The following is a 23,069-nucleotide window of genomic DNA, read 5'->3' as shown; positions in this document are numbered from 1 at the left end:
TTTATTTCTTCAAAAAGGCTTGAATAATAGCCTTCGAACTTGGCTGTGTGATGCACTCAATAAAACGCTCTTGTTCTGCGCTAAAGCAAGCCTGTTCATCAAAACCTTGATGTTGACGCAACAGCGCCTTAGTGGCGATTAATGAGTAACGAGGTAGCTTGCAAAGTTGCTTTGCAAGTTGTTGTGCTTGATTCAATGTATCGCCTGGTGAGCAAGTACGGGTAATGAGTTGGGTTTGCAATGCTTCTTGGGCAGTGATTTTGCTTCCTAGCAGCAACCACTCCTGTGCTTTGCGCATACCCACGGCTTTAGGTAATAAGTCCGAAGACCCTCCTTCTGGGCATGCACCAAGCGGGGCAAAAGGCATAGTGAAGATAGTGTTCTCACCAGCAATAACAAATTCACAATGTAGCAATAGTGTACAACCAATACCCACGGCCATACCCTCAACGGCTGCAATGATGGGGACTGGTACACGACGTAATGCAGATAGAAATTTTAATCCCTCAAAGAACTCACCATCAGTGGGTAGCGGGCCTAGAAAGTCATGTAAATCATTGCCTGCTGTAAAAAAGTCCTGACTACCGGTAAGAATAAGAGTCTGTATTTGGTCATTGTTAGCCACTTCATCCAAGCATTTTGCTAATGCTTGATAGCTTTCTGTGTCAAGAGCATGGCGCATCTCTGGACGATTAAATTGTAAGGTAGCAATGCGGTCTTCAATTGTTAAGATAGCTTTTTCAGACATAAATTCTCCTGTACTATGGGAATATTTGTATGTAAATAGAGAGGGACGAAGTATCGCATTAATATCCTTGAGAGTTAGGTTATATATTTAATGCAATATACTTAAGATACAAGACTTAAAGACTATGAAATAAAGCCTCTCTAGCTGCTTTATATTCTGTCTGAAGCTGTGTAATAAGCTCTGCTGTAGACATAATCTTATCAATCGTACCGACCCCTTGACCAGCGCCCCAAATATCTTTCCATGCTTTAGCACCATGCACATTTTCACCAAAATTCATTTTGGTTTTATCGGCTTTGTTTAGGTCTTCGGGATTAATGCCTGCATTGATAATGCTTTGTACTAAATAGTTGCCGCTGACCCCTGTAAAGTAGGGGGTATAAATAATATCTTTGGCACTTGCTTGCAGCAGCATATTTTTGTATTCATCACTTGCATTGGCTTCTGTGGTTGCAATAAATCGTGTTCCCATGTAAGCAAAATCTGCTCCAGCAGCACGAGCACCAAGGATACCTGCACCAGTGGAAATGGCACCAGATAGTGCAATAGGACCATCATAAAAACGGCGAATTTCACTTACTAGCGCAAATGGATTGATAGTACCAGCATGTCCACCCGCACCATTGCATACAAGAATCAAACCGTCAACACCAGCTTCTAGTGCTTTTTCAGCATGACGCACAGAAATCACATCATGAAAAACAATGCCACCCCAAGCGTGAGCCGCTTTAGCTACATCGGCTGGTGCGCTTAAGCTGGTAATTAACATAGGGGTTTTATATTTCTCGCACAATGCCATATCTTTTTCAAGACGTGTATTGCTGGCATGTACAATCTGATTAATCGCATAAGGGGCTGTTTTGGGTGATGTAGATGCTGCCAATCCTTCGGTTATTTCTGCCAATTGCTCATCAAGCTGTTCTGTTGTGCGAGCATTTAAAGCAGGCATGGAACCAATAATACCACTGGTGCATTGGGCTAATATGAGTTTAGGATTAGCCACAATAAACATAGGTGCACCAATCACAGGGAGTGTCATTTTTACATAAAGTTTTTCTACAATAGGGTGGGTCATTATTGTCTCCTAAAGTTAAGCGACTAGAGCGACATCTTGGTCAAACTCAATAGGTTCTTGGTGTTTGTTTCTGTGTTTAGTGATAAGGATGATGTTGTAGAAGTATGTGCTTACCAGCTTTTTAGTCGTCTAGTTTATCAGGTCATGGGCGAAAAAACTATGAGTTTACCTAGTGGGTATTACTAGCTTGATTTGTTTGAAGTGAAAGTTTACAAGAAAGGGAAGGATATTTTTTGAGGAAAAGTTGTATTTAATGTCGATAAAATCATGGCTATTTGCTTGGCATATAGGCAAATACACGGCAAAAGAGTAAAATGAAAGATTGTTTAGAAAAAGGACAAAGCGATGATGACAACACAAAAACCTCATAAGGGTTTTTATTTATTGCCCAATGCTTTTACGACAGGTAATTTATTTGCTGGTGTATTTGCCATTATGTTGGCGATGAATGGTCAATTTGAAACAGCAGCAACAGCGATTTTTTTAGCCATGTTATTAGATGGAATGGATGGGAGAGTCGCTCGCTTGACCAACACCCAGTCAGCGTTTGGTGAACAGTATGACTCTATGGCTGATATTGTATCCTTTGGGGTAGCACCTGCTATGGTAATGTATTCCTATATGCTTGATAATCTTGGGCGTCTAGGATTGATTGCTACCTTTATCTATGTGGCAGGAGCAGCATTGCGACTTGCTCGTTTTAATACCAATATCAATGTAGTTGATAGTCGTGCTTTCCAAGGCCTCCCTAGTCCGTCAGCAGCTGCTTTGGTGGGGGGGTTTGTATGGTTAAGTGCAGAAAATCGATTGCCAGCCACTGACTTTATGCAATGGATTGCTTTCTTCTTGACGGTTTACGCTGGCTTGACCATGATTTCTAATGCTCCGTTTTTCAGTGGTAAGCATATGTTTAAGGCCAAAGAGGAGGAGGGTTGGCGTCAGACTAGACCCCCTGTGTGGTTATTGTTGACATTGGTGTTAACATTTGCCATTGTGGCCTTGGATCCTCCCATCGTATTATTTCTTCTCTTTGTAGTGTACTCAATATCAGGTTGGGTGGTGTTCTTTATGCGGTGGAGAAAGGCACGCCGTCTTAGTGGAGAAAGAATAAAAGAGGAAGAGGATAGTCAGAATCTCTCCGATTGATAGCAGAGAAAAGCATCTTCTTAGTAGTTGTTAGAGAGGGAAATAGCTTCTCCAGTGAAACGAACCCAGTTCATCATGAACTGGGTTTTAGTTTGGAGTGCAGAGAATAAGGTAAATAGGATTAATCAAAAAACCAAGCATTGTCTGTATCATAGCGAGGATCTGGACCTGAGTGATAGTGAGTAACTTGGCTACCATCACGACCAAAATAGATATACATAAGGTTGTTCCACACATTAATTTCTTTGTAGCGATAGGTCCATACAACTTCATTCTTTTCCCCAAGTCCAATACGTCCTGTTTCAGCAGGGGGACCAAACTCGCAGCGGACATCTTCTGGAGTCCAAATACCTTGGTTGAGTTTTTTAAAATTGGCATCACTTAGCAAAGAAGTGACTTTATCGATTACCCCATTTTTGGATACATTTGCTCCATAGGCATACTGCCCATTAGGTTGGGTTGACCAAATAAGACGCTTGCTGCCATCAGACTTGGTACAGCTAGCAGTGGGCGTCCCCATTTTGTTGAGTACTACTTGCTCAGAGGAGTTTGCAGGAATGTCACGGTATGAGGTGCAGCCAGAGATGGCTAGCACAGCGATTGTTGTCATGAGAATACGCATCTCAACTCCTTAAAGGGTTGTGTTGTTATCTGTTAAAGTGTTTTTTGATGGTGTTATTTTTTAAACATCCTTCTTGAACAATGCTTTTTATTTGAGAGAGAAAGGTAGATACAAAAATATGTCTGTAATTTTGTATTTCATTCTCTAGTAAAGCCCTGAACTAACCAAGTTTGGGTAAAAAGCCTGGATAAGTATAGCACCATACATTATTGCTAGCAAAAACCATCTTGATGCCCTTTGCTAGGATGAGGGGAAAGAGAGATATTGTCATTCTAGCAAAACCTTGTTATAATCACGGATTAATCCCAAATATGGGTGATTTTAACCACGTCAGCACACATTCATCGCTGACGCTTGTATAAAGGAATAAATCATGTCAGTAGCAGATATTAATAAAGCCGATATCGTTAGTCAATTTGCACGTACACCTGGCGATACAGGTTCTCCAGAAGTTCAAATCGCTTTACTTACAGCACACATTAATGAACTTACAGAACACTTCAAGACCCACAAAAAAGACCACCATTCTCGTCGTGGTTTGTTGCGTATGGTTAGTCGTCGCCGTAAATTATTGGACTACTTAAAAGGTCGTAATCCAGACTCTTACCGTGCTTTGATTGAAAAATTAGGCCTCCGTAAGTAATCCTTGTGGTATACTAGGATTCAAGACCGTACACAGTGCTGATGGTTCTGTGTGCGGTTTTTTATTGTTAATGTTGCCTAAATACACAGCATCATGGTGTATTTTGTAGTGGATAAAGGCAACGCATTAAGAAGGAAGAACACGATGTTCAATAAAGTAACTAAATCATTTCAATACGGTAACCATACCGTGGTACTGGAAACCGGTGAGATTGCTCGCCAAGCCACAGGTGCTGTGGTTGCCTCTATGGGAGACACCGTTGTATTAGCAACAGTCGTTGCTGCTAAAGACGCAAAACCAGGTCAAGACTTTTTCCCTTTGACTGTGGACTATGTCGAAAAAACTTATGCTGCAGGTCGCATTCCTGGGGGGTTTTTTAAACGTGAAGGTAAACCTAGTGAGAAAGAAACTTTAACTTCTCGTCTTATCGATCGTCCATTGCGCCCATTATTCCCTGAAGGTTTTTACAACGAAGTACAAGTTATTGTGCACGTTTTATCTGTTGACCCAGAGATCGACCCAGATATTATTTCTATGATTGGTACATCAGCCGCATTGGCGATTTCTGGTATTCCATTTAATGGTCCTATTGGTGCCGCTCGTGTAGGTTATATTGATGGCCAATATGTGCTTAATCCAACTATTAGCCAAGTAGAAAAATCTGCAATGGATTTGGTGGTTGCTGGTACAGAGGCTGCGGTATTGATGGTAGAGTCGGAAGCAGACAAGCTCAGTGAAGAAGTAATGCTTGGTGGTGTGGTTTATGGCCATGAGCAAATGCAAACAGCAATTAATGCCATCCATGAATTGGTGGAAGAAGCTGGTAAACCAGAATGGGATTGGCAACCAGAGCCCAAGAACGAAGCACTTATTGCTGCGGTTAAAGCGGTTGCCGAGGAAGGTCTTAAAGCAGCCTTCCAAATTCGCCAAAAACAAGAACGTTCTGCTAAATTAAAAGAAGTGTCTGCTTTGACTAAGGAAACATTAGCAGCACAGGCGGCTGAGCGTGGTGAAGAAGCGCCAGACGAAGTGGCTATTGATAACATTATCTTTGATTTAGAGTCCGCTATTGTACGCGGTCAAATTCTCAATGGTGAGCCTCGTATTGATGGTCGTGATACTCGCACTGTACGTCCTATTTCTATTCGTCTTGGAGTGTTGCCTCGTACACATGGTAGTGTGCTATTCACTCGTGGTGAAACTCAAGCATTGGTGGTAGCAACATTAGGTACCAAGTCTGACGAACAAGTAATTGATTCTGTATTGGGTGAGACTCGTGATCGCTTTATGCTTCACTACAATATGCCTCCATTTGCAACTGGAGAGTGTGGTCGTTTTGGTTCACCTAAACGACGTGAAATCGGTCATGGTCGCCTTGCTAAACGTGCTTTAGTACCTACATTACCTAAACACGAGGATTTCCAATATACTATTCGCCTTGTTTCTGAAATTACTGAGTCTAATGGTTCTTCATCAATGGCTTCTGTTTGCGGCGGTTGCTTAGCAATGATGGATGCTGGTGTTCCAGTAAGCGATCATGTAGCAGGTGTTGCTATGGGTCTTATCAAGGAGGGCAATAAGTTCGCCGTACTTACTGATATTTTAGGTGATGAAGACCATCTAGGAGACATGGACTTTAAAGTGGCTGGTACTGCAAATGGTATTACGGCTTTGCAGATGGATATCAAAATCCAAGGTATCACCAAAGAAATCATGCAAGTGGCTCTAGCACAGGCACGTGAAGGTCGTTTACATATTCTTGGCAAGATGAAAGAAGCTATTTCAGGCTCTCGCGACGAGTTATCTAGCTTTGCTCCTCGTATGCTCACTATGAAGATTAACCCTGAAAAGATTCGTGAGGTGATTGGCAAGGGTGGAGCCACTATCCGTGCCTTGACAGAGGAAACTGGTTGTCAAATTGATATTACCGATGAGGGTGTAGTGACTATTTCCTCTGCGGATCTTGAAAAAGCTAAAGAGGCAGAACGTCGTATCACAGAGTTGACTGCTGTTGTTGAAGTTGGTCAAGTTTATGAAGGTACAGTTCAACGCTTATTAGACTTCGGTGGTATTGTTCAAATTCTACCTGGTCGTGATGGCTTGTTGCATATTTCTGAAATTGCCAACTACCGCATCAATGATATTAATGATGTGTTAAGTGTAGGTCAAAAAGTTAAGGTTAAGGTAATCGAAGCTGATGACCGTGGACGTGTTCGCCTTTCTATCAAGGCATTAGGCGGTTTAGATGCTGAGAAACCAGTAACTGAAATCGTTAATCCAGACGCACCAGCGGCTGAGTAATACAGGTCATGTGTAGGCTATTTTGACTAGTCTACCTTTGAAGTATGAACCCTCGCTAGGCTTTGATGTCTTGCGAGGGTTTAGTATTAGTAGTGTGAGGATGTTTTGCTATTGTGGATATGCCCCTCACTTTTGAGAGACGCAATTTCTCCCTTGTAATGAGAGCCAGAATCCACATTGTTTTATATGGATTTCCTGATATTTTGAACTGAGAATTTTATCCTATGTTCTGTAAAACTCCTCTAATAATTTCTCCTTTTGGACACGATATTTAGCAATATTGCGTTCTTTGACATGACCGTAGCCACGTACGTCATCGGGAAGTTCAGCCAGTGCAATGGCCTTGTTTATATTGTCTACCGATAGCTTTTGTTTGAAGAGGTCTAGCATAGCTAAATAGTCTTCAATCAAGGAGCGCTCAGTGCGTCGCTCTTCGGTATGGCCAAATGGATCTAGTGCAGTACCACGCAACCATTTAAATTTAGTCAGTATTTTAAATGCCGTAAATACCCAGGGACCATAAGCTTTTTTAACAAGATGTCCATCAGATTTGCGCTTAGCAAATGCAGGAGGGGCCATATGTACATAGAGTTGGTAATCTTTCCCTGGCTCTCCTGCAAAAGTTTGGCGTAAACGTTCTAAATACTCTGGGCGAGTGTAAAGACGTGCTACCTCATATTCATCTTTATAGGCCATCAGCTTGCAGAGATTTTTGGCAACAGCCTCGGTAAGAGGATAGCTGCTTGTATGGTAGGGGAGGTGATACTTGCCATCAGCAGAGGATAACGCTTCTGTATTGATGCGATCTTCTATTGTCTTAATGGCAGAGACAGCTTGTACAAATTTATTGGCATACGCCTTGTTTTGATATTCAGTAAGAAACTTTGCCAAACGTTTAATCAAACTATCAATACTTTCAGTAAATTGTACAGTGTGATGTAATACATTTTTGATAGTATTATCCGAATATTTATCAAGATTTGATGATTGACGAGAAATTTCTTGACCAAAATCTGTTGTTTGACTATTGCTAGAAATCAAGCTATCAGCAACAGCTTGCTCTTGTTTGTTACCAATGTCTGCTCCAACCTTATCAGAAGTTTTAGTGGGAGAGATAGCATTGCTGCCAGTAATCTCTTGCAGCTGACCAAAGTGTGCTAAATAACGCCCCCAATAAAAGGCCTCAAGGTTTTTCTCAATAGCGACATTATTGAGTTCAATTGCACGTTGGATAACGTGTAGTGATAAGGGAATACGACCTTTTTGCCAAGCATATCCCAGCAAGAGTGGGTTAGCAAAAATGGCATCACCCAGTAGGGTAAAGGCATAGAAAGAGGCATCTAAAAAGTCACAACCTTCTTCGCCTAAGAGACCTTGAATGTCACGTTGTGTGGCAATACTAGGGAAACGCCACTTTGGATTGGAAAACAACTCTGCAGTTGGTGTTTTGGCACTATTAACAACAGCATAGGTTTGATGTTTTTGTAGTTTAGAGGTAATTTCTTTAGATGCCGCCACAATGGCATCGCAAGCAATGACCAGATGTGCCTCACCTGTACCAATACGAGTTGCATATAAATCTTCTGGTTTTTCCCCAATCTGTACATGACTTACAACAGCACCACCTTTTTGGGCTAGACCTGTAATATCAAGAATATTGACCCCCTTGCCATCCAAATGGGCAGCCATACCTAGTATGGAGCCAATAGTGACCACTCCTGTACCACCAACACCAGGGACAAGAATATTGTAAGAACGCTGGATAGTTGGTAATTGGGGATAAGGGAGATCCTTTTTCTCAAAAGAAGCACTATGTGATTGTGGCTTAAGCAATTGAGCCCCTTTGGCTGTGACGAAACTTGGGCAGAAACCACGTTGGCAAGAGAAATCCTTGTTGCAGCTTGATTGATTAATCTTGCGTTTAACACCCATTGGGGTTTCTACAGGCTCAATGGATAAGCAGTTAGACTGTACACCACAATCACCGCAACCCTCGCAGACATCTTCGTTAATGTAGGTTCGTACTGCTGGATCTGGGTAGGTGCCACGTTTACGGCGACGGCGTTTCTCTGTGGCGCAGGTCTGTACATAAATTAATGCCGTGGTCCCAGGAGTATCGCGCAACATGCGTTGGACATCATCAAGATCATTGCGGTGATAAATTTCAGTCTCGCTAGGAATGCCGAGTGCGCGGATATTATCAGGTTCATCACTGACAATGACTACTTTGGCAATTCCTTCTGCCACAAGTTGGTTATGAATCTGTGGAACTGTGAGTGTGCCATCAATTGGTTGTCCACCAGTCATTGCAACGGCATCATTAAATAAAATCTTGTATGTGATATTTGCTTTAGCAGCAATAGATGCACGTACGGCTAGGATGCCTGAATGAAAATAGGTTCCATCACCCAAGTTGGCAAAGATGTGTTTTTCATCAGTAAAATCTTTTTGACCAATCCAAGGTACACCTTCTCCTCCCATCTGGGTGAAAGTATAAGTGTCTCTATCCATCCAAGTGGTCATATAGTGACAACCAATGCCTGCTACAGCACGAGAGCCTTCGGGTACACGTGTGGAAGTATTATGTGGACAACCAGAACAAAACCAAGGTTTACGTTCAGCAACAACGGAAATATGCTGGCTTTCTCTTTCTTTGTTTTTAATAATTTCAATGCGGGCACGGATACGCTCACGTACTTCGTCGGGTAAGTTGTGTTTTTCTAGACGCTTGGCAATCGCTTTAGCAATAATAGCAGGGGATAAATCAAGATTAGGTGGTAATAGCCAAGGCCCCCTAGGAACAGACCATTCTCCACCACCATCATCGCGTGCGTCGTATTTACCATACACTTCCGGACGTACATCATCACGCCAGTTGTAGAGCTCTTCTTTTAGTGCATACTCCATAATCTGACGCTTTTCCTCGACTACAAGAATCTCATCTAATCCAAGAGCGAATTCACGTGCCCCTTGTGCCTCAAGGGGCCATACACAGCCAACTTTATAGAGACGAATCCCTATATCACGACAGGTTTGTTCATCTAGACCTAAGTCAGTCAGTGCCTGACGCACATCAAGATATGCCTTGCCTGCTGTCATAATACCAAAGCGTGCATTAGGCGAGTCGATAATGATTTTATCTAGTTTATTTGCACGCACATAAGCAAGAGCTGCATACCATTTGTAGGTGTTCATACGCTCTTCTTGTGCGGCTGGAGTATCTGGCCAACGGATGTTTAGGCCCCCCTCAGGTAGTTCAAAGTCTTCTGGGATAATGGTTTGAATCCGGTCTGGGTTGACTTCAACAGAGGACGATGATTCCACTACATCGGTAACACATTTAAGACTGACCCATAACCCAGAGTAGCGGCTCATTGCCCAGCCATGTAAACCATAATCAAGATACTCTTGCACATTGGCAGGGTAGAGGACAGGGATGCCCGCCGCTTGTAAGTCATGTTCAGACTGGTATGCGACAGTAGATGATTTCGCTGCATGATCGTCTCCTGCAATAAGCAAGACACCGCCAAACTTAGATGTGCCAGCATTATTTGCATGTTTAAATACATCCATGGAGCGGTCAAGGCCAGGTCCCTTACCGTACCACATACCGAACACACCATCACGGTTAGCTCCTGGGAAAAGATTAAGTTGTTGAGACCCCCACACTGCTGTAGCAGCGAGCTCTTCGTTGAGTCCTGGTTGGAATACAATATCATGGGCTTTTAAGTGTTTTTGGGCTTTCCATAGTGTAAGGTCTACATTACCAAGTGGTGAGCCTCGATAGCCAGATATAAAACCTGCAGTGTTAAGCCCAGCGGCTTTGTCGCGTTCTTTTTGTAATAGGGGCAGGCGAACTAATGCTTGCGTACCATTCATAAAGACGCGCTGGTGCTTTGCAGTATATTTATCGTCCAGTGTGGTGCTTTCAGCCAAGTTTAGCTGTGATTTAGATAAAGGTGCATTCATCGTTGTCTCCGAGAATTATTCTTGTGATTTTGATTAACACTTGTGGTGTCAATAGATTAAGTAGTATGTGTTAAAGTTGCACTTGTGGTGCTTTTGTATTAGTGTAGTTTATCTTTTTTCGGAATTCGTTAAAATAAGAAGAACTAGGGATTTATACGGATATTTTTGATGTTGCAACGCAATAAAATAAGTTGAAAATCAAAGGGTTATAAAAAACTTTATCAGATTGTGCCGTAAAGCTCCTCTGTTTGCTGTGACGATATAAAGCACTGGCTGTGTTAGTCATTGTAGGTATTCGTTAGCATTTAGCAGGGGAAGGTAAAGTGAAAATATGCTATTGCTGTATTAAGGGGGGTAGTAATTTAGTGTTGGGTAGTCAGGTAGGAATTTGTTATGTGGTTAATAGCGTTGGTGATTGCTTTAGTATTGTGGGCAATATTAGATAATTTTTTAATTGCTGTGATATTGGCAGTTTTTGGCGTGTATTCCTTTGCTTTGGTCAGAGCGTTGATGATATTGAAAAAGGAGGAAAAACAAAATCATACTGGCAATAAGAATTAGCGACAGTTAATGAGGGGTATTTTCCCCCATTAACCAAACGCTAGGAGTTATTTTCCTTTGGCTTCCAAAATTTCCCACCTCTCAAATAGAGCAAGTAACTCCTCCTCAATCTGAGCAAGCTCATCATTAATTGCTTGGGCACGGTCATTACCACCAGAATATAACTCAGGATCTGATAATTGTTCAGTGAGTTCCTGCTGGCGTTTTTCCATAGAGGCGATTTTGTCCGGAATTTCAGCCAATTCGCGTGCTTCCCAGGAGCTTAATTTAGACTTATTTGGGGATTTACGTGATGCATTAACAGACCCACTCGTTGCGAAATCTTCTTTACCTGCCTCACCAGTCCCAGAGTTTACAGAAGAAATACCTTCATTTTTTGATGAGGAAATACCGCCGTTCTTTGATGAAGAAACATTGGTATTATTTTTTTCTGTAGTTTTACTATTGATTCCCCCCTTGCTTTCACTCGTACTACGGATAGCTTTGGTCTCGCCCCCACGCTGCATAATCCAATCATCGTAACCACCGACATAATCATGCCAATGTCCATTGCCCTCATATGCAATCGTCTGTGTAATAACATTATCAAGAAAACTACGGTCATGGCTTACCAACAAAACAGTACCATCGAACTCTTGTAATAATTGTTCTAATAATTCTAGGGTTTCAATATCAAGATCATTAGTAGGTTCGTCCATTACCAGCACATTAGCAGGACGAGCAAACAATCTTGCTAGCAACAATCTTGCACGCTCTCCGCCTGATAAGCTACTTACAGGCGATTGGGCACGAGCAGGGGAGAATAGGAAGTCTTCTAAATAACTCATTACATGCTTGCGTGTGTTGCCAATCTCAATCCACTCACTACCAGGATTAATTACATCTGTCAGTGGTGCATTTTCATCAAGTTGCTCGCGCATTTGGTCGAAATAAGCAATGCGTAAATTAGTTCCTAGACGAACTTCACCCGAGGTGGGTTGTAGTTCACCAAGGATGATTTTTAATAGTGTCGTTTTACCTGCACCATTGGGACCTATCAACCCAATACGGTCGCCCCGCATAATAGTGGTGGAATAGTCATCGATAACCACTTTGTCACCAAATTGCTGATGAATATTTTTTAACTCAGCAACTAATTTTCCTGAGCGCTCCCCTGAATCAATTGCAAAGTTCACATTGCCTACACGCTCACGACGAGCAGCACGCTCACGACGTAACGCTTCTAGACGCTTAACACGTCCCTCATTGCGTGTACGGCGAGCTTCTACTCCTTTGCGAATCCACACTTCTTCTTGGGCAAGGAACTTATCAAAACGGTCATTATGCAATTTTTCTGCTTCTAACCAAGCAGCTTTTTGAGTTTGCCACTGTGAGAAATTTCCAGGAAAACTATGCAACATACCACGATCTAGCTCAACAATGCGTGTTGTCACAGCATCTAAGAAACGGCGATCATGTGTAATAATCACACATGCACAACGACTTTGTTTAATGGTATTTTCTAGCCACAGAATCCCCTCAAAATCTAGATGATTAGTCGGCTCATCTAGCAATAACAAATCCGGCTCTTGTAAAAATGCTCGTGCTAATGCTACACGCTTACGAGTACCACCTGATAAGTCAACAGCCATCACCGAACCATCTAACCCTAGTTGATCTAGCATTGCATTAGCACGAGCTGGACGAGACCAATCTTCTTGCTCCATAAAATTGCCAACAAGATTATCAAAAATGGAGAGAGTCTCATCTAGCATAGGTTCTTGCTCAACCGTAATTGCACGTAACGAGCTTAATCTTGCTACCTCTCCATCATCTGCCTGAATACGGCCATCTAAGACACGTAACAAGGAAGATTTACCAGCACCATTGCGGCCAATCAAACCAATTCGTTCACCCTCTTGGATACTAAAATTAGCATGATCTAATAGGGCATGATGTCCAAAAGCCAGTTGTGCATCAGTGAGCGTAATTAAAGTTTGTTCAGCCATAATGAAATAATGATTGTAAATTTAGAGCCGCTATTAAGTTGGCTATGCAACTAACTTAAGGCAGATAAAGTGTTTAATGAAATACAAATAAATATAGTAGAAATGAGTGACATCAGGTTAAATGGTTATTTATTTTTCAGGGCTTTTAGTAGTTTCTGTCCCGCTCTTCCATCAGCAGTCATTCCTAGGCGTGTTTGCTCAGCTTTAATTGCTTCGCGTGTTTTGGAGCCTATTGCCCCATCTATCTCACCAATATCATATCCACGTTTAATGAGTAGCTCTTGCAATTCACGGCGTTCAGAGCGAGATAGTCCCAAGTCATCGGTTGGCCAAGGAGTCACAAAAGGACCAGCACCACGTAGTCTATCAGATAAATGAGCAATAGCTAAAGCATAGCTTTCAGCGGCATTGTAGCTATAAATAACGTCGAAGTTCTTAAATACTAAGAAGGCAGGACCACTACGGCCTGCTGGTAACAATAAACCTGCACGTAAATTATCACTGACAACAGTATCTAGGGCATGGCCATCGGCAGTTCTAACACCTTTTCCTATCCAGTATGCAATGGTCTTTTTCTGTTTACGTCCCTCACCAGCGGTTGACATGCCTGCAGGTAATTTGACTTCACCCCCCCATGGCTGACCTGTTACCCAACCTGCTTTAGCGAGATAATTAGCGGTAGAGCCCAAGGCATCAACAGAATTATCAATCAGGTCACGACGACCATCTTTGTCAAAATCTACAGCTAACCGCTCAAAGGTTGTTGGCATAAATTGTGTATGTCCAAAAGCCCCTGCCCATGAACCGTTAAGGCGGTTAGCAGGAATATCTCCTGATTGGATAATTCTCATAGCGGCGAAAAACTCTTTGCGAAAGAATGCTTGTCGACGACCCGTGCAACTGAGAGTACCTAGAGCTTGTATAAGTGAATACTTGCCCTGATTTTTACCAAAGTTACTCTCTACTCCCCATACCGCCACAACAGTCTCAGGGTCTACACCATATTGTTGAGCAATACGTTTAAGAGCTTCCTTGTATTGGCGCATTTTAGATTTGCCATCATCAATGCGTTCTTCATCTACTAATGCAGTAATATAATCCCATATGGGAGTGCGGAATTCTGGTTGAAAATTGAGTTTTTCCACTAAAGAGAAATCTGGTGCTAAGTTTTGAGTCAATGTTTCAAAAGTATGGCGAGATACACCGGATTGCACAGCGCTGTTTTCAAGCCCAGCAATACATTGGGTAAATTGCTTATTTTGAGAAAGTGTAGCTTTGTTTAGATTATCTTGTGCTGTCGTATGGGAACTGCCCATCTGGTTTAATGAGTGTTTGGGTTGGAGTTCGTTAACATTTTTGGCTTGAGGTGAGGAGCCTGCAGCTACAGCATAATGAGTTCCGCAGCTCAACATAACAATACTAGCAAGATACAAACTACGAGAAATAGACATAAATTCTTCCCAAAGTAATGCAAAGAAATAGCAATTCTCTCATTTTAAGGCTTTTTGTTTTAAATAAGTTCAAGTTTAAGTTTAAAATAGTCTTTTCTTTTTGGTCATGTAACGGATAATCAACTCTATGAAGAAATATTCGACGACATTAAAAAGCCTTGTATTGGCAACTTCATTAGCATGGGTTGTAGGTGGGGCTTATGCAGATACCTTGCCATCAGGGGTAAGTCAAGCGGTAACCAATGCCTCTCAAACTGCAACAATTCAAGTTGCAACCAATGATGATAAGAGTAAGGAGACTTCCTCTTCTAAGGTGGCTCCTATTAAGCCGGCGGATTTTCCCAAAATTCAGCCAGAGATTGAGTTTTCTCGTGCATCATTTATTGTTTCTAATGTGCTCACTCGGCTTGAATACAACAAAAAGCCTCTAGACGGGAAAATGAGTGAAGAAGTATACAAGGCTTACTTTAAGTTACTCGACCCTCAGAAGATGTTTTTTACCGCTGAAGATTTAGCACATTATCAACCGGCAGAGAGTTTAGTATCACGGATGCTTCTTGCTGGAGACATGCGTTTTGCTTTTGATGTTTTCTTGCGTTATCGTGATCGTGTTGCACAACGTTATGATTATGCGATTAGTTTGTTGGAACAGCCTTTTGACTTTTCAGTTGATGAGCAGTTTAATGTGGATCGCAAGAAAGCAGACTGGCCTAAGAATGATGATGAGGTCAATGATTTATGGCGTCGTCGAGTGAAAAACGACTTTATCCGACTTAAATTGACCAAAACCGATGATGCCAAAATTCGTGAAACTTTGCGTAAACGTTATACTAATCATCGAAATCAACTTGTGCGTATGACTAGCGAGGAAGTAGCAGAGATGTTTCTTAACTCCTATGCAGACAGCACTGATCCGCATACTACTTATTACAGTCCCTCCTCTGCCAAAGATTTTGATGTACAGATGAGTTTATCGGTAGAGGGAATTGGTGCAGTTTTACAAAAACGTGATGAGTATGGACAAATTCGTGAAGTGGTAGCAGGTGGGCCTGCTGCTAAAGATGGGCGTTTACAGCCAGGTGATCGTATTGTAGCGGTTGGCCAAGGTGAGGATGGTGCCATGGAAGATGTTGTAGATTGGCGTCTTGAAGATATTGTCAAGAAAATCCGCGGTAAACGAGGTAGTGTTGTCCGTATCGAAGTTATCCCTGCTGAGGGGGGGTTGGATGGTAAGCACCGAGTTATTAGAATCGTACGTGATAAGGTTCTGATGGAAGAGCAGGCGGCTCGTTCCAAGATGCTAGAGACCGACATAGACGGTGTTAAACGTAAAATTGGTGTAATTATTATCCCTTCTTTCTATGAGGACTTTGATGGACGTATTCAGGGTACGCCAAATTATAAGAGTGTAACCCGTGATGTGGAAAAAATCCTTACTGACTACAAAAAAGATGGCGTGGAAGGGGTCGTATTGGATTTGCGAGGTAATGGTGGTGGTTCGTTAAATGAGGCAGCTAATTTAACAGGTTTGTTTATCGGTGATAAGCAGACTGTTGTACAAGTACGCTCTGCCGACGGGGATGTGAATAACGTTCGTAGCCGTAATGTTGAGAAACTATGGGATAAACCAGTGGTTGTTATCGTAGATCGTACCTCTGCATCTGCTTCAGAAATTTTTGCAGCAGCTATTCAAGATTATTCGCGAGGAGTAGTTGTTGGTGATCGCACTTGGGGTAAGGGTACTGTACAAACATTCCGTTCTTTGAGCGATTTCTTACGAGATCCTAACCCTACAGATAAAGATTCTCTTGGTGCCTTGAAGTGGACCATTCAGAAGTTCTTCCGTGTTAATGGAGGTTCAACACAGGTCAAAGGAGTTACTCCAGATATTAAGTTTCCAAGTATGTTTGATAAAGAGGATCTTGGTGAAGCAAGTTATGATAATGCCATGCCCTGGACAGCAATTCAGCCTGCAAGTTATAAGCCTTTAGCAAGCCTGTCTGAAGAAATTAAAACTTTGAAGGCACGCCATGATAAGCGTATCAAGACATCTGGTAGCTGGCAATTGATGGAAGATGAAACCTCTTATGCTTTGAAACTCTCTCAACGTAAATCCTATTCATTAAATCTGGTTAAGCGTGAAGCAGAAAGAGAAAAGATGAATGAGACTTACAAAGACTTTGAGAAACGTCGTAAAGATTTGGGAGAAAAAGATTTGGCCACCTTTAAGCTAGATGATGGTCTAGCTGCTGGTGAGGGTAATCTTAAACAAGAGCTTGAAGACGAGAAAAAGCGCAAGGAGAATCTCGATGTTATCGTGCGTGAGTCAGCTAATATTGCATCTGATATGGTGGCATTAAAGGTCAAGCGTTAAGATTGTAGGTAGTGTGCCTGATAAGGCAATTAAATCCTTTGCCAACGTTATAGTGTCTGGGTACATGAGTTAATCATTGTGCTGTTGGTTATGATTCATCATGCTTTGCTGGATTTTTGTCTTATCACTAGCAAAATTGCTGTTTTATAGAAATTATGTTAAGATAATTTTCTAAGCTGTATATCTGGTCGACTGACAGATTTCTGGACGCGGGTTCAACTCCCGCCGTCTCCACCAATAGGGCATTTCCCCGTGCAGGTTTAGGCATGGCGATGTTACTTTAGAGTGTCTTATTGATGGGGACGTATTGGTTTCGACAGGGATAAATAGGAAGATTGGCAGCCGGTAGGCGATGACCGTAAATCAAGCAATGTTATAACTGCAAATGACGAAAAATTTGCTTTAGCCGCCTAATTAACAGGCCGCTAGGAGAGTGATTCACTTGGCAACAGAACGAATCAAGGCAGCTTCGGCTGCCTTTTTATTATTTTGACGCTAGCATATAAATCCAATCAAGTAATTCCTCAGGCGAATGGGCGATGCCATCAGCTCCCCATGCAGGGATGCGTGTTACATCAGGACAGTAGCCATAGGCGATAGCGATAGTCTTCATACCAGCTGCTTTTCCTGCAATAATATCCCGTTCATCATCTCCCGCATAAATACATGCTTCAGGATTCACTCCCGCACGTTCTGCAGCCAGCAACAGTGGGTCAGCATAAGGCTTAGGTCTAGCAGCAGTATCTCCACAGATATTAGCTACACTTCGGTCATATAGACCAAAATATTTAAACAGTGGGAATGACAGACTTTCTGCTTTATTAGTCACGATACCCCATTGCCAACCTTGTTTTTCTAGGTCATCTAGCATCTCTGGTATACCAGCAAATAATACACTTTTATCAGTCATGTGAGAGTAGTAGTCTTTAAGAAATTGTGTGCGGACGTGTTCATAATTCTCATCTGTTCGATTTAACTGAAGTGCTGCTCCTAATAATCCTGGAGCTCCTTGAGAAGCGTAATTACGCAATGCCTCAAATGGGAGCGGATCTAGTCCTGCACGGATACGTTGCAGATTGGTGGCTGCAACGAGGTCTTGAGCGGTATCTGCTAGTGTTCCATCAAAATCAAAAAAAACGGTATTTTTCATGTCCACCCTTATGCTTGTTGGTATGAGTGTTGTATCTAGTTTGAGTCGATGTGATTGCCAGACATTGGCAGTATCAGATATGGTAAGGTAAATAGAAAGTCCCGATGGCAAATAAGTACCAGCGGGACTAGGGCTTATTTACGTGTTGATAACATATAGTTGACAGAGGTGTCGTTTGATAGAAAGTATACTTTACGCATTGGATTATATTCTAGGCCTTTTAGCTGTTGTAAGTATAATCCAGCTTGACGTGCTGCACGCATAAGCTCACTTGGCTTAATGAAACCCTCATAATGATGGGTACCTTTGGGCACCATCTTAAGCAGGTATTCTGCTGCTACAATAGCAAGTAAGTAGGACTTAGGATTGCGATTTAACGTAGAAAATAATACATATCCGCCAGGTTTGACTAGTTGCTCACATGATTTCACAATAGATGCTGGTTGAGGCACATGTTCTAACATCTCCATACAAGTGACCACATCAAACTCACCAGCATGAGCTTGAGCAAAATCCTCGGCAGATACACATTGGTAGTCTACCTTGATGCCACTTTCTAATCCATGTAACCGTGCTGTTTCTAGAGACTCGGCAGCAAGGTCAATACCTGTAACAATAGCTCCTTTACGCGCCATACTTTCTGCCAAAATACCACCACCGCAGCCAATATCTAGTATGCGAAGTCCCTGCAGGCTTCCCCCCACTTGTTCTTCAATCCATTGCAAACGCAGGGGATTAATTTCATGCAGTGGCTTGAATTCACTTTCTGGGTCCCACCACTTACTAGCAAGTGCACTAAATTTATCAATCTCGGCTTGGTTAATATTTGGGGTATTCATAGATATTCTTCGAAATGTTGTTCTCACTCCTTTCATTGTAACATGGGTCAGCAACTGAATGATTTATTAGCTGTCATATATGAAGTAATGATGCTTTGGATAGGGGTTCTATGTATTTTACAGAAATAAGGAAGAGAGGGCTCCCATCTTTATTTAAAGCATAATGATATGTTCTATGTATCTTATAGAAATAAGGAAGAAAAGAAGGGGAGAGAGCAAACAAAGGATAAGAAAGAATAAGAAAGGCTCCTACAAGAGGAGCCTTTAGAATCACTTGATCCAATCAAGAGATAATTAGCGTGGAGTACCCACGATTTCAATCTCTACGCGACGGTTTTTAGCGCGACCTTCACGAGTAGCATTAGAAGCTACTGGTTGAGATTCGCCACGACCAGAAGCGATGATTTGGTCAGCTGGGACACCTTTAGAAACTAGGTAGCTCTTAACAGAAGCAGCACGACGCTCAGACAAGCGTTGGTTGTACTTTTCAGAACCTACAGAGTCAGTATGACCAACTGCGATTAAAGATTCTAGGTTAAGTTTTTGAACTTGTTCAGCAACTTGGTCAAGTACGTTGCGACCTTCTGGTTTCAATGTAGCACGGTCAAAGTCGAAGAATGTGTCTGCGTTGAAAGTTACTTTCTTAGCAGTTACGTCAACTTTAGCAGTTGCACCACAACCTTCAGCAGCAGTTGCAGGAGTCCAGAAATTGTCTCTCCAGCAGTACTCGTCAGTGCCGTTTTTCCAGTTTAAACCAAAATTGCTAACCCAGTTATCTACTGATTGAGCTGATGCAACGCCAGAAGATAATGCAACGGCGATTGCTAACGCGAATTTAGAGGGCTTGTTCATATTTCTCCTCGATGAGCTAAATAAGCTAAAAAATTGACTCGCAGCGATAACGCCGCAGAATGGAAATCAGGGTTAGTATAACAATCCTTGAGGTTTGTTTCAAAACTTTTGTCGTTTTCCCTGCATCCTCATTGACATATTAAGTGATTTCGTGGGCTTTTGCAGGGATTAATGGCTATATTTCTTCAAGTATTTCCGCTGTTTGTGGTTTTTATGCTATAGATGTTGCTGTTATGCAACACTTTGCTGTTTTTCTTTGCTTTAGATGAGGCGAAATGTTTTTTTGATTCCTTATGGGGAGTTTATATCTATGAAAGAAGGATAGTCCATGGAAGAGGGATAGCACTTTTTCTGATGAAAGGGTCTAAACTGATTTCCTTCCTAGAAGAGTGTTAAAATCAACCGTTTAAGAGTATACATTTAATAGAGAACTACCACTGTCATTGCTATATTTAGCAATTGGTTGGTGAAATTAATAAGTGAGTAATATGGATTCTTTTGCTAAAGAAACGCTACCCGTCTCTCTCGAAGAAGAAATGCGTCGTAGTTACCTCAGCTACTCGATGAGTGTGATTGTAGGACGTGCCCTACCTGATGTGCGTGATGGTCTTAAGCCTGTACACCGTCGTGTCCTTTTTGCGATGGACAAGCTGAATAACAGCTGGAATGGTGCTTACAAGAAATCAGCACGTATTGTTGGTGATGTAATTGGTAAATATCACCCTCATGGTGATCAAGCAGTGTATGACACACTTGTCCGTATGGCTCAAGATTTTTCATTGCGTTATATGCTTGTCGATGGTCATGGTAACTTCGGTTCTATTGATGGTGATAGTGCCGCGGCAATGCGTTATACCGAGGTGCGTTTAGCAAAGATTGCTCATCAGCTACTTGCTGATATTGATGAAGATACTGTGGATTTTGGGCCTAACTACGATGGTAGTGAGCAAGAGCCTAGATTGTTGCCAACCAAGTTGCCCAACCTGCTAGTCAACGGTAGTTCTGGTATTGCTGTAGGTATGGCAACCAATATTCCACCTCATAATTTATCTGAGGTGATTGATGGTTGCTTATATTGTTTACGCCACCCTGATTGCTCTGTGGATGACTTGATTGAGCTAATTCCTGCTCCGGATTTCCCTACCGGCGGTATTATTTATGGCTTGAGTGGAGTGCGTGAGGGCTATCGTACAGGGCGTGGTCGAGTGGTGATGCGTGCTCGTACGCATTTTGAAGAGTCTGATAACGGCCGTCATTCTATTGTGGTTGATGAGATTCCTTATCAGGTGAATAAGAAAAATCTTCAAGAGAAAATCGCCGAGCTTGTCAATGATAAACGTATTGAGGGTATTTCAGATATCCGTGATGAGTCTGACAAAGACGGTATGCGTTTAGTGATTGAGCTTAAACGTGGTGAAGTGCCCGAGATTGTATTGAATAATCTCTTTAAACACACACAGTTGCAAGATACTTTCGGTATGAACTTGGTGGCGTTGGTCGATGGACAGCCTCGTTTGTTAAATCTGAAACAGCTAGTTGATTACTTCTTACAACATCGTCGTGAGGTGGTCACTCGCCGTACCGTATTCCGTTTACGCGAGAATCGCAAAAAAGGCCATGTGTTAGAGGGCTTGGCAGTTGCTCTGGCTAATATTGACGAGTTTATCCAAATTATTCGTTCATCTCCTAATCCTGAGATTGCACGTGATCGTTTGATGGAACGTAGTTGGGACTCTTCTCTTGTGCGTGGTTTGTTGCAAGGGGTAGAAGCAGAGGGTATATCAGGTGGAGCACTGGCTTATCGTCCAGAGGGCTTAAGTAGTGCTTATGGTTTGCAGAGTGATGGTTTATACCGTTTAAGTAAAGAGCAAACTGAAGGTATTCTTGCTATGAGCTTGCGTCGTTTGACTGGCTTGGAACAAGACAAAATCATCCAAGAATACGAAGAAACAATGAAGGTTATCGCAGACTTATTAGATATTCTTGCTAAACCTGAGCGTATTACTGCGATTATTGGTGATGAGTTAACTGAGATTAAAAACGAATTCTCTATTAAGGCAAAAGATGTTCGTCGTTCTCATATTGAGATAAATGGTGGTGAGTTAGACACTGAAGACTTAATTACGCCTACAGATATGGTTGTGACTATGTCGAATAGTGGCTATATCAAGAGCCAGCCTTTATCAGAGTATCGTTCTCAAAAACGTGGTGGTCGCGGTAAACAGGCGACGGCAATGAAAGAGGATGATTGGATTGATCAACTCTTTATTGCTAACACACATGATTATTTGTTGTGCTTCTCTAATCATGGTCGGGTGTACTGGTTGAAAGTATGGGAAGTACCTCAAGGTACGCGTACTTCACGTGGTAAACCTATTGTGAACTTGTTTAATCTACAAGAGGGCGAACGCATTACGGTAGTATTACCAGTTAAAGAGTTTAGTGATGATTGTTTTGTCTTTATGGCAACTTCACAAGGCACAGTGAAAAAGACGCCTTTATCTGATTTTGCTAACCCTCGCAAGGCAGGCATTATTGCTGTAACCCTAGATGAGGGGGATTTCCTTATTGGAGCTGAATTAACAGATGGTCAACATGATGTGATGTTGTTTTCTGATGCTGGTAAGGCAGTACGATTTGATGAAAATGATGTTCGCTCGATGGGGCGTGCTGCACGTGGTGTACGGGGTATGAATCTCGAAGAGGGGCAGTCCGTGATTTCATTGCTTGTGGCAGGTGATGAGAGTCAAAGTGTCTTGACTGCAACTGAAAATGGTTTTGGTAAACGCACTTCGATTAGTGAGTATACGCGTCATAGTCGAGGCACTAAAGGCATGATTGCAATTCAGACTTCTGAACGTAATGGCAAGGTTGTGGCGGCCGTATTAGTGAATCCAACCGACGAAATCATGATGATTACCACTGGCGGTGTGTTGGTTCGCACTAGGGTTGACCAAATCCGCGAGATGGGACGAGCCACTCAAGGTGTTACCTTAATTAAGGTTGACGAGGGTTCTGTGTTATCAGGTATCCGACGTATTGCAGAGTCTGATGCTGATGACGATGTAGAAACTGAGGAGGTTGATACTCCTCATGATACTGAGGGGGCCTCTGATATAGATGTCCCAGAGGCTAGCGCACAAGATGATGCGCCTGATACGACATCAGATGAATAAGTGTAATCAATGGAGGATGGGTAAACGATGGGGTTTACCCATTTTTCATGGTGTTGTAGATGGTTTGGAGGCTGGTAACAAAAACTATTTTAAAGGTATGAATGGTTTGCCAGACCAGTGGGTCGTGATGATTATTTAGTGTCACAATTCACAAACTGAATTATTTTTTGATTG

General features: G+C 42.2%; 16 protein-coding genes and 1 other RNA gene. 8 read left to right on the top strand and 9 right to left on the bottom strand.

Annotated features, from left to right (window positions below; all coding sequences use genetic code 11):
- Nucleotide 1 precedes the first annotated feature (1 nt).
- Entirely contained in the window at nucleotides 2-748 is a 747-nt protein-coding gene (locus HKX40_RS08875) for an enoyl-CoA hydratase-related protein (RefSeq protein ID WP_171589215.1), read from the bottom strand.
- 115 nt (nucleotides 749-863) lie between these two features.
- Nucleotides 864-1,823: an NAD(P)H-dependent flavin oxidoreductase gene (locus HKX40_RS08870; protein WP_171589214.1), complete on the bottom strand. Its 960-nt coding sequence runs from the start codon at nucleotides 1,821-1,823 to the stop codon at nucleotides 864-866.
- A gap of 345 nt (nucleotides 1,824-2,168) precedes the next feature.
- On the opposite strand from HKX40_RS08870, the gene pssA reads away from it, so the two are divergent.
- On the top strand, nucleotides 2,169-2,969 hold the full coding sequence (pssA, locus tag HKX40_RS08865) for a CDP-diacylglycerol--serine O-phosphatidyltransferase (RefSeq protein WP_171589213.1): 801 nt from the start codon (nucleotides 2,169-2,171) through the stop codon (nucleotides 2,967-2,969).
- Between the two features lie 121 nt (nucleotides 2,970-3,090).
- Here the strand turns inward: pssA and HKX40_RS08860 are convergent, their stop codons facing one another.
- Nucleotides 3,091-3,591 (bottom strand): hypothetical protein, encoded by a 501-nt coding sequence (locus HKX40_RS08860; protein WP_171589212.1) that lies wholly within the window; start codon nucleotides 3,589-3,591, stop codon nucleotides 3,091-3,093.
- 373 nt (nucleotides 3,592-3,964) lie between these two features.
- On the opposite strand from HKX40_RS08860, the gene rpsO reads away from it, so the two are divergent.
- The gene (gene rpsO, locus HKX40_RS08855; RefSeq protein ID WP_171589211.1) at nucleotides 3,965-4,234 is read left to right on the top strand and encodes a 30S ribosomal protein S15; all 270 of its coding nucleotides are present in this window, start codon (nucleotides 3,965-3,967) and stop codon (nucleotides 4,232-4,234) included.
- A gap of 144 nt (nucleotides 4,235-4,378) precedes the next feature.
- The gene (gene pnp, locus HKX40_RS08850; RefSeq protein ID WP_171589210.1) at nucleotides 4,379-6,535 is read left to right on the top strand and encodes a polyribonucleotide nucleotidyltransferase; all 2,157 of its coding nucleotides are present in this window, start codon (nucleotides 4,379-4,381) and stop codon (nucleotides 6,533-6,535) included.
- A gap of 222 nt (nucleotides 6,536-6,757) precedes the next feature.
- Here pnp and HKX40_RS08845 read toward each other — a convergent pair whose 3' ends face one another.
- Nucleotides 6,758-10,504: an indolepyruvate ferredoxin oxidoreductase family protein gene (locus HKX40_RS08845; RefSeq protein WP_171589209.1), complete on the bottom strand. Its 3,747-nt coding sequence runs from the start codon at nucleotides 10,502-10,504 to the stop codon at nucleotides 6,758-6,760.
- 393 nt (nucleotides 10,505-10,897) lie between these two features.
- Here HKX40_RS08845 and HKX40_RS08840 point away from each other — a divergent pair, with 393 nt between their 5' ends.
- A complete protein-coding gene (locus tag HKX40_RS08840; protein WP_171589208.1) occupies nucleotides 10,898-11,065 on the top strand; it encodes a hypothetical protein in 168 nt (55 codons plus the stop codon).
- 47 nt (nucleotides 11,066-11,112) lie between these two features.
- Here the strand turns inward: HKX40_RS08840 and HKX40_RS08835 are convergent, their stop codons facing one another.
- Both HKX40_RS08835 and HKX40_RS08830 read right to left on the bottom strand, forming a co-directional pair.
- Entirely contained in the window at nucleotides 11,113-13,053 is a 1,941-nt protein-coding gene (locus HKX40_RS08835; RefSeq protein WP_171589207.1) for an ATP-binding cassette domain-containing protein, read from the bottom strand.
- Between the two features lie 125 nt (nucleotides 13,054-13,178).
- Nucleotides 13,179-14,369, bottom strand: a complete 1,191-nt coding sequence (locus HKX40_RS08830; protein WP_171589236.1) for a lytic murein transglycosylase — start codon at nucleotides 14,367-14,369, stop codon at nucleotides 13,179-13,181.
- Between the two features lie 262 nt (nucleotides 14,370-14,631).
- Here HKX40_RS08830 and HKX40_RS08825 point away from each other — a divergent pair, with 262 nt between their 5' ends.
- Both HKX40_RS08825 and ssrA read left to right on the top strand, forming a co-directional pair.
- The gene (locus HKX40_RS08825; protein ID WP_171589206.1) at nucleotides 14,632-16,878 is read left to right on the top strand and encodes a carboxy terminal-processing peptidase; all 2,247 of its coding nucleotides are present in this window, start codon (nucleotides 14,632-14,634) and stop codon (nucleotides 16,876-16,878) included.
- Nucleotides 16,879-17,000: 122 nt separating this feature from the next.
- Nucleotides 17,001-17,362, top strand: a transfer-messenger RNA (tmRNA) gene (ssrA, locus tag HKX40_RS08820).
- Here ssrA and HKX40_RS08815 read toward each other — a convergent pair.
- The 3 genes from HKX40_RS08815 to ompA form a co-directional block, all read right to left on the bottom strand.
- Nucleotides 17,363-18,028 (bottom strand): HAD family hydrolase, encoded by a 666-nt coding sequence (locus HKX40_RS08815; RefSeq protein WP_171589205.1) that lies wholly within the window; start codon nucleotides 18,026-18,028, stop codon nucleotides 17,363-17,365.
- A gap of 134 nt (nucleotides 18,029-18,162) precedes the next feature.
- Complete coding sequence (gene ubiG / locus HKX40_RS08810; protein WP_216605212.1) at nucleotides 18,163-18,867, bottom strand: bifunctional 2-polyprenyl-6-hydroxyphenol methylase/3-demethylubiquinol 3-O-methyltransferase UbiG; 705 nt, start codon at nucleotides 18,865-18,867, stop codon at nucleotides 18,163-18,165.
- A 294-nt stretch (nucleotides 18,868-19,161) separates the two neighbouring features.
- Nucleotides 19,162-19,719, bottom strand: a complete 558-nt coding sequence (gene ompA, locus HKX40_RS08805; protein WP_171589203.1) for an outer membrane protein OmpA — start codon at nucleotides 19,717-19,719, stop codon at nucleotides 19,162-19,164.
- Nucleotides 19,720-20,207: 488 nt separating this feature from the next.
- Between ompA and gyrA the strand changes: the two genes are divergently transcribed.
- A complete protein-coding gene (gyrA, locus tag HKX40_RS08800) occupies nucleotides 20,208-22,895 on the top strand; it encodes a DNA gyrase subunit A (protein ID WP_171589202.1) in 2,688 nt (895 codons plus the stop codon).
- A 16-nt stretch (nucleotides 22,896-22,911) separates the two neighbouring features.
- Entirely contained in the window at nucleotides 22,912-23,034 is a 123-nt protein-coding gene (locus HKX40_RS10810) for a hypothetical protein (RefSeq protein WP_281360255.1), read from the top strand.
- Nucleotides 23,035-23,069 lie beyond the last annotated feature (35 nt).

Origin of the sequence: Pelistega europaea, from assembly GCF_013133775.1 — a bacterium.
Lineage (GTDB): Bacteria > Pseudomonadota > Gammaproteobacteria > Burkholderiales > Burkholderiaceae_B > Taylorella > Taylorella europaea.
The sequence above is the reverse complement of the archived record's forward strand: the minus strand, read 5'-3'. Positions and strand labels throughout refer to the sequence as shown.

Excerpts from the sequence above, each read along its gene's own strand:
- HKX40_RS10810 (WP_281360255.1), top strand. The coding sequence starts at position 22,912 with ATGGGTAAACGATGGGGTTTACCCATTTTTCATGGTGTTGTAGATGGT.
- HKX40_RS08870 (WP_171589214.1), bottom strand. The coding sequence starts at position 1,823 with ATGACCCACCCTATTGTAGAAAAACTTTATGTAAAAATGACACTCCCT.
- pnp (WP_171589210.1), top strand. The coding sequence starts at position 4,379 with ATGTTCAATAAAGTAACTAAATCATTTCAATACGGTAACCATACCGTG.
- HKX40_RS08840 (WP_171589208.1), top strand. The coding sequence starts at position 10,898 with ATGTGGTTAATAGCGTTGGTGATTGCTTTAGTATTGTGGGCAATATTA.
- ompA (WP_171589203.1), bottom strand. The coding sequence starts at position 19,719 with ATGAACAAGCCCTCTAAATTCGCGTTAGCAATCGCCGTTGCATTATCT.
- gyrA (WP_171589202.1), top strand. The coding sequence starts at position 20,208 with ATGGATTCTTTTGCTAAAGAAACGCTACCCGTCTCTCTCGAAGAAGAA.
- HKX40_RS08835 (WP_171589207.1), bottom strand. The coding sequence starts at position 13,053 with ATGGCTGAACAAACTTTAATTACGCTCACTGATGCACAACTGGCTTTT.
- HKX40_RS08830 (WP_171589236.1), bottom strand. The coding sequence starts at position 14,369 with ATGGGCAGTTCCCATACGACAGCACAAGATAATCTAAACAAAGCTACA.
- ubiG (WP_216605212.1), bottom strand. The coding sequence starts at position 18,867 with ATGAATACCCCAAATATTAACCAAGCCGAGATTGATAAATTTAGTGCA.
- pssA (WP_171589213.1), top strand. The coding sequence starts at position 2,169 with ATGATGACAACACAAAAACCTCATAAGGGTTTTTATTTATTGCCCAAT.
- HKX40_RS08845 (WP_171589209.1), bottom strand. The coding sequence starts at position 10,504 with ATGAATGCACCTTTATCTAAATCACAGCTAAACTTGGCTGAAAGCACC.
- HKX40_RS08825 (WP_171589206.1), top strand. The coding sequence starts at position 14,632 with ATGAAGAAATATTCGACGACATTAAAAAGCCTTGTATTGGCAACTTCA.
- HKX40_RS08860 (WP_171589212.1), bottom strand. The coding sequence starts at position 3,591 with ATGCGTATTCTCATGACAACAATCGCTGTGCTAGCCATCTCTGGCTGC.
- rpsO (WP_171589211.1), top strand. The coding sequence starts at position 3,965 with ATGTCAGTAGCAGATATTAATAAAGCCGATATCGTTAGTCAATTTGCA.
- HKX40_RS08815 (WP_171589205.1), bottom strand. The coding sequence starts at position 18,028 with ATGAAAAATACCGTTTTTTTTGATTTTGATGGAACACTAGCAGATACC.
- HKX40_RS08875 (WP_171589215.1), bottom strand. The coding sequence starts at position 748 with ATGTCTGAAAAAGCTATCTTAACAATTGAAGACCGCATTGCTACCTTA.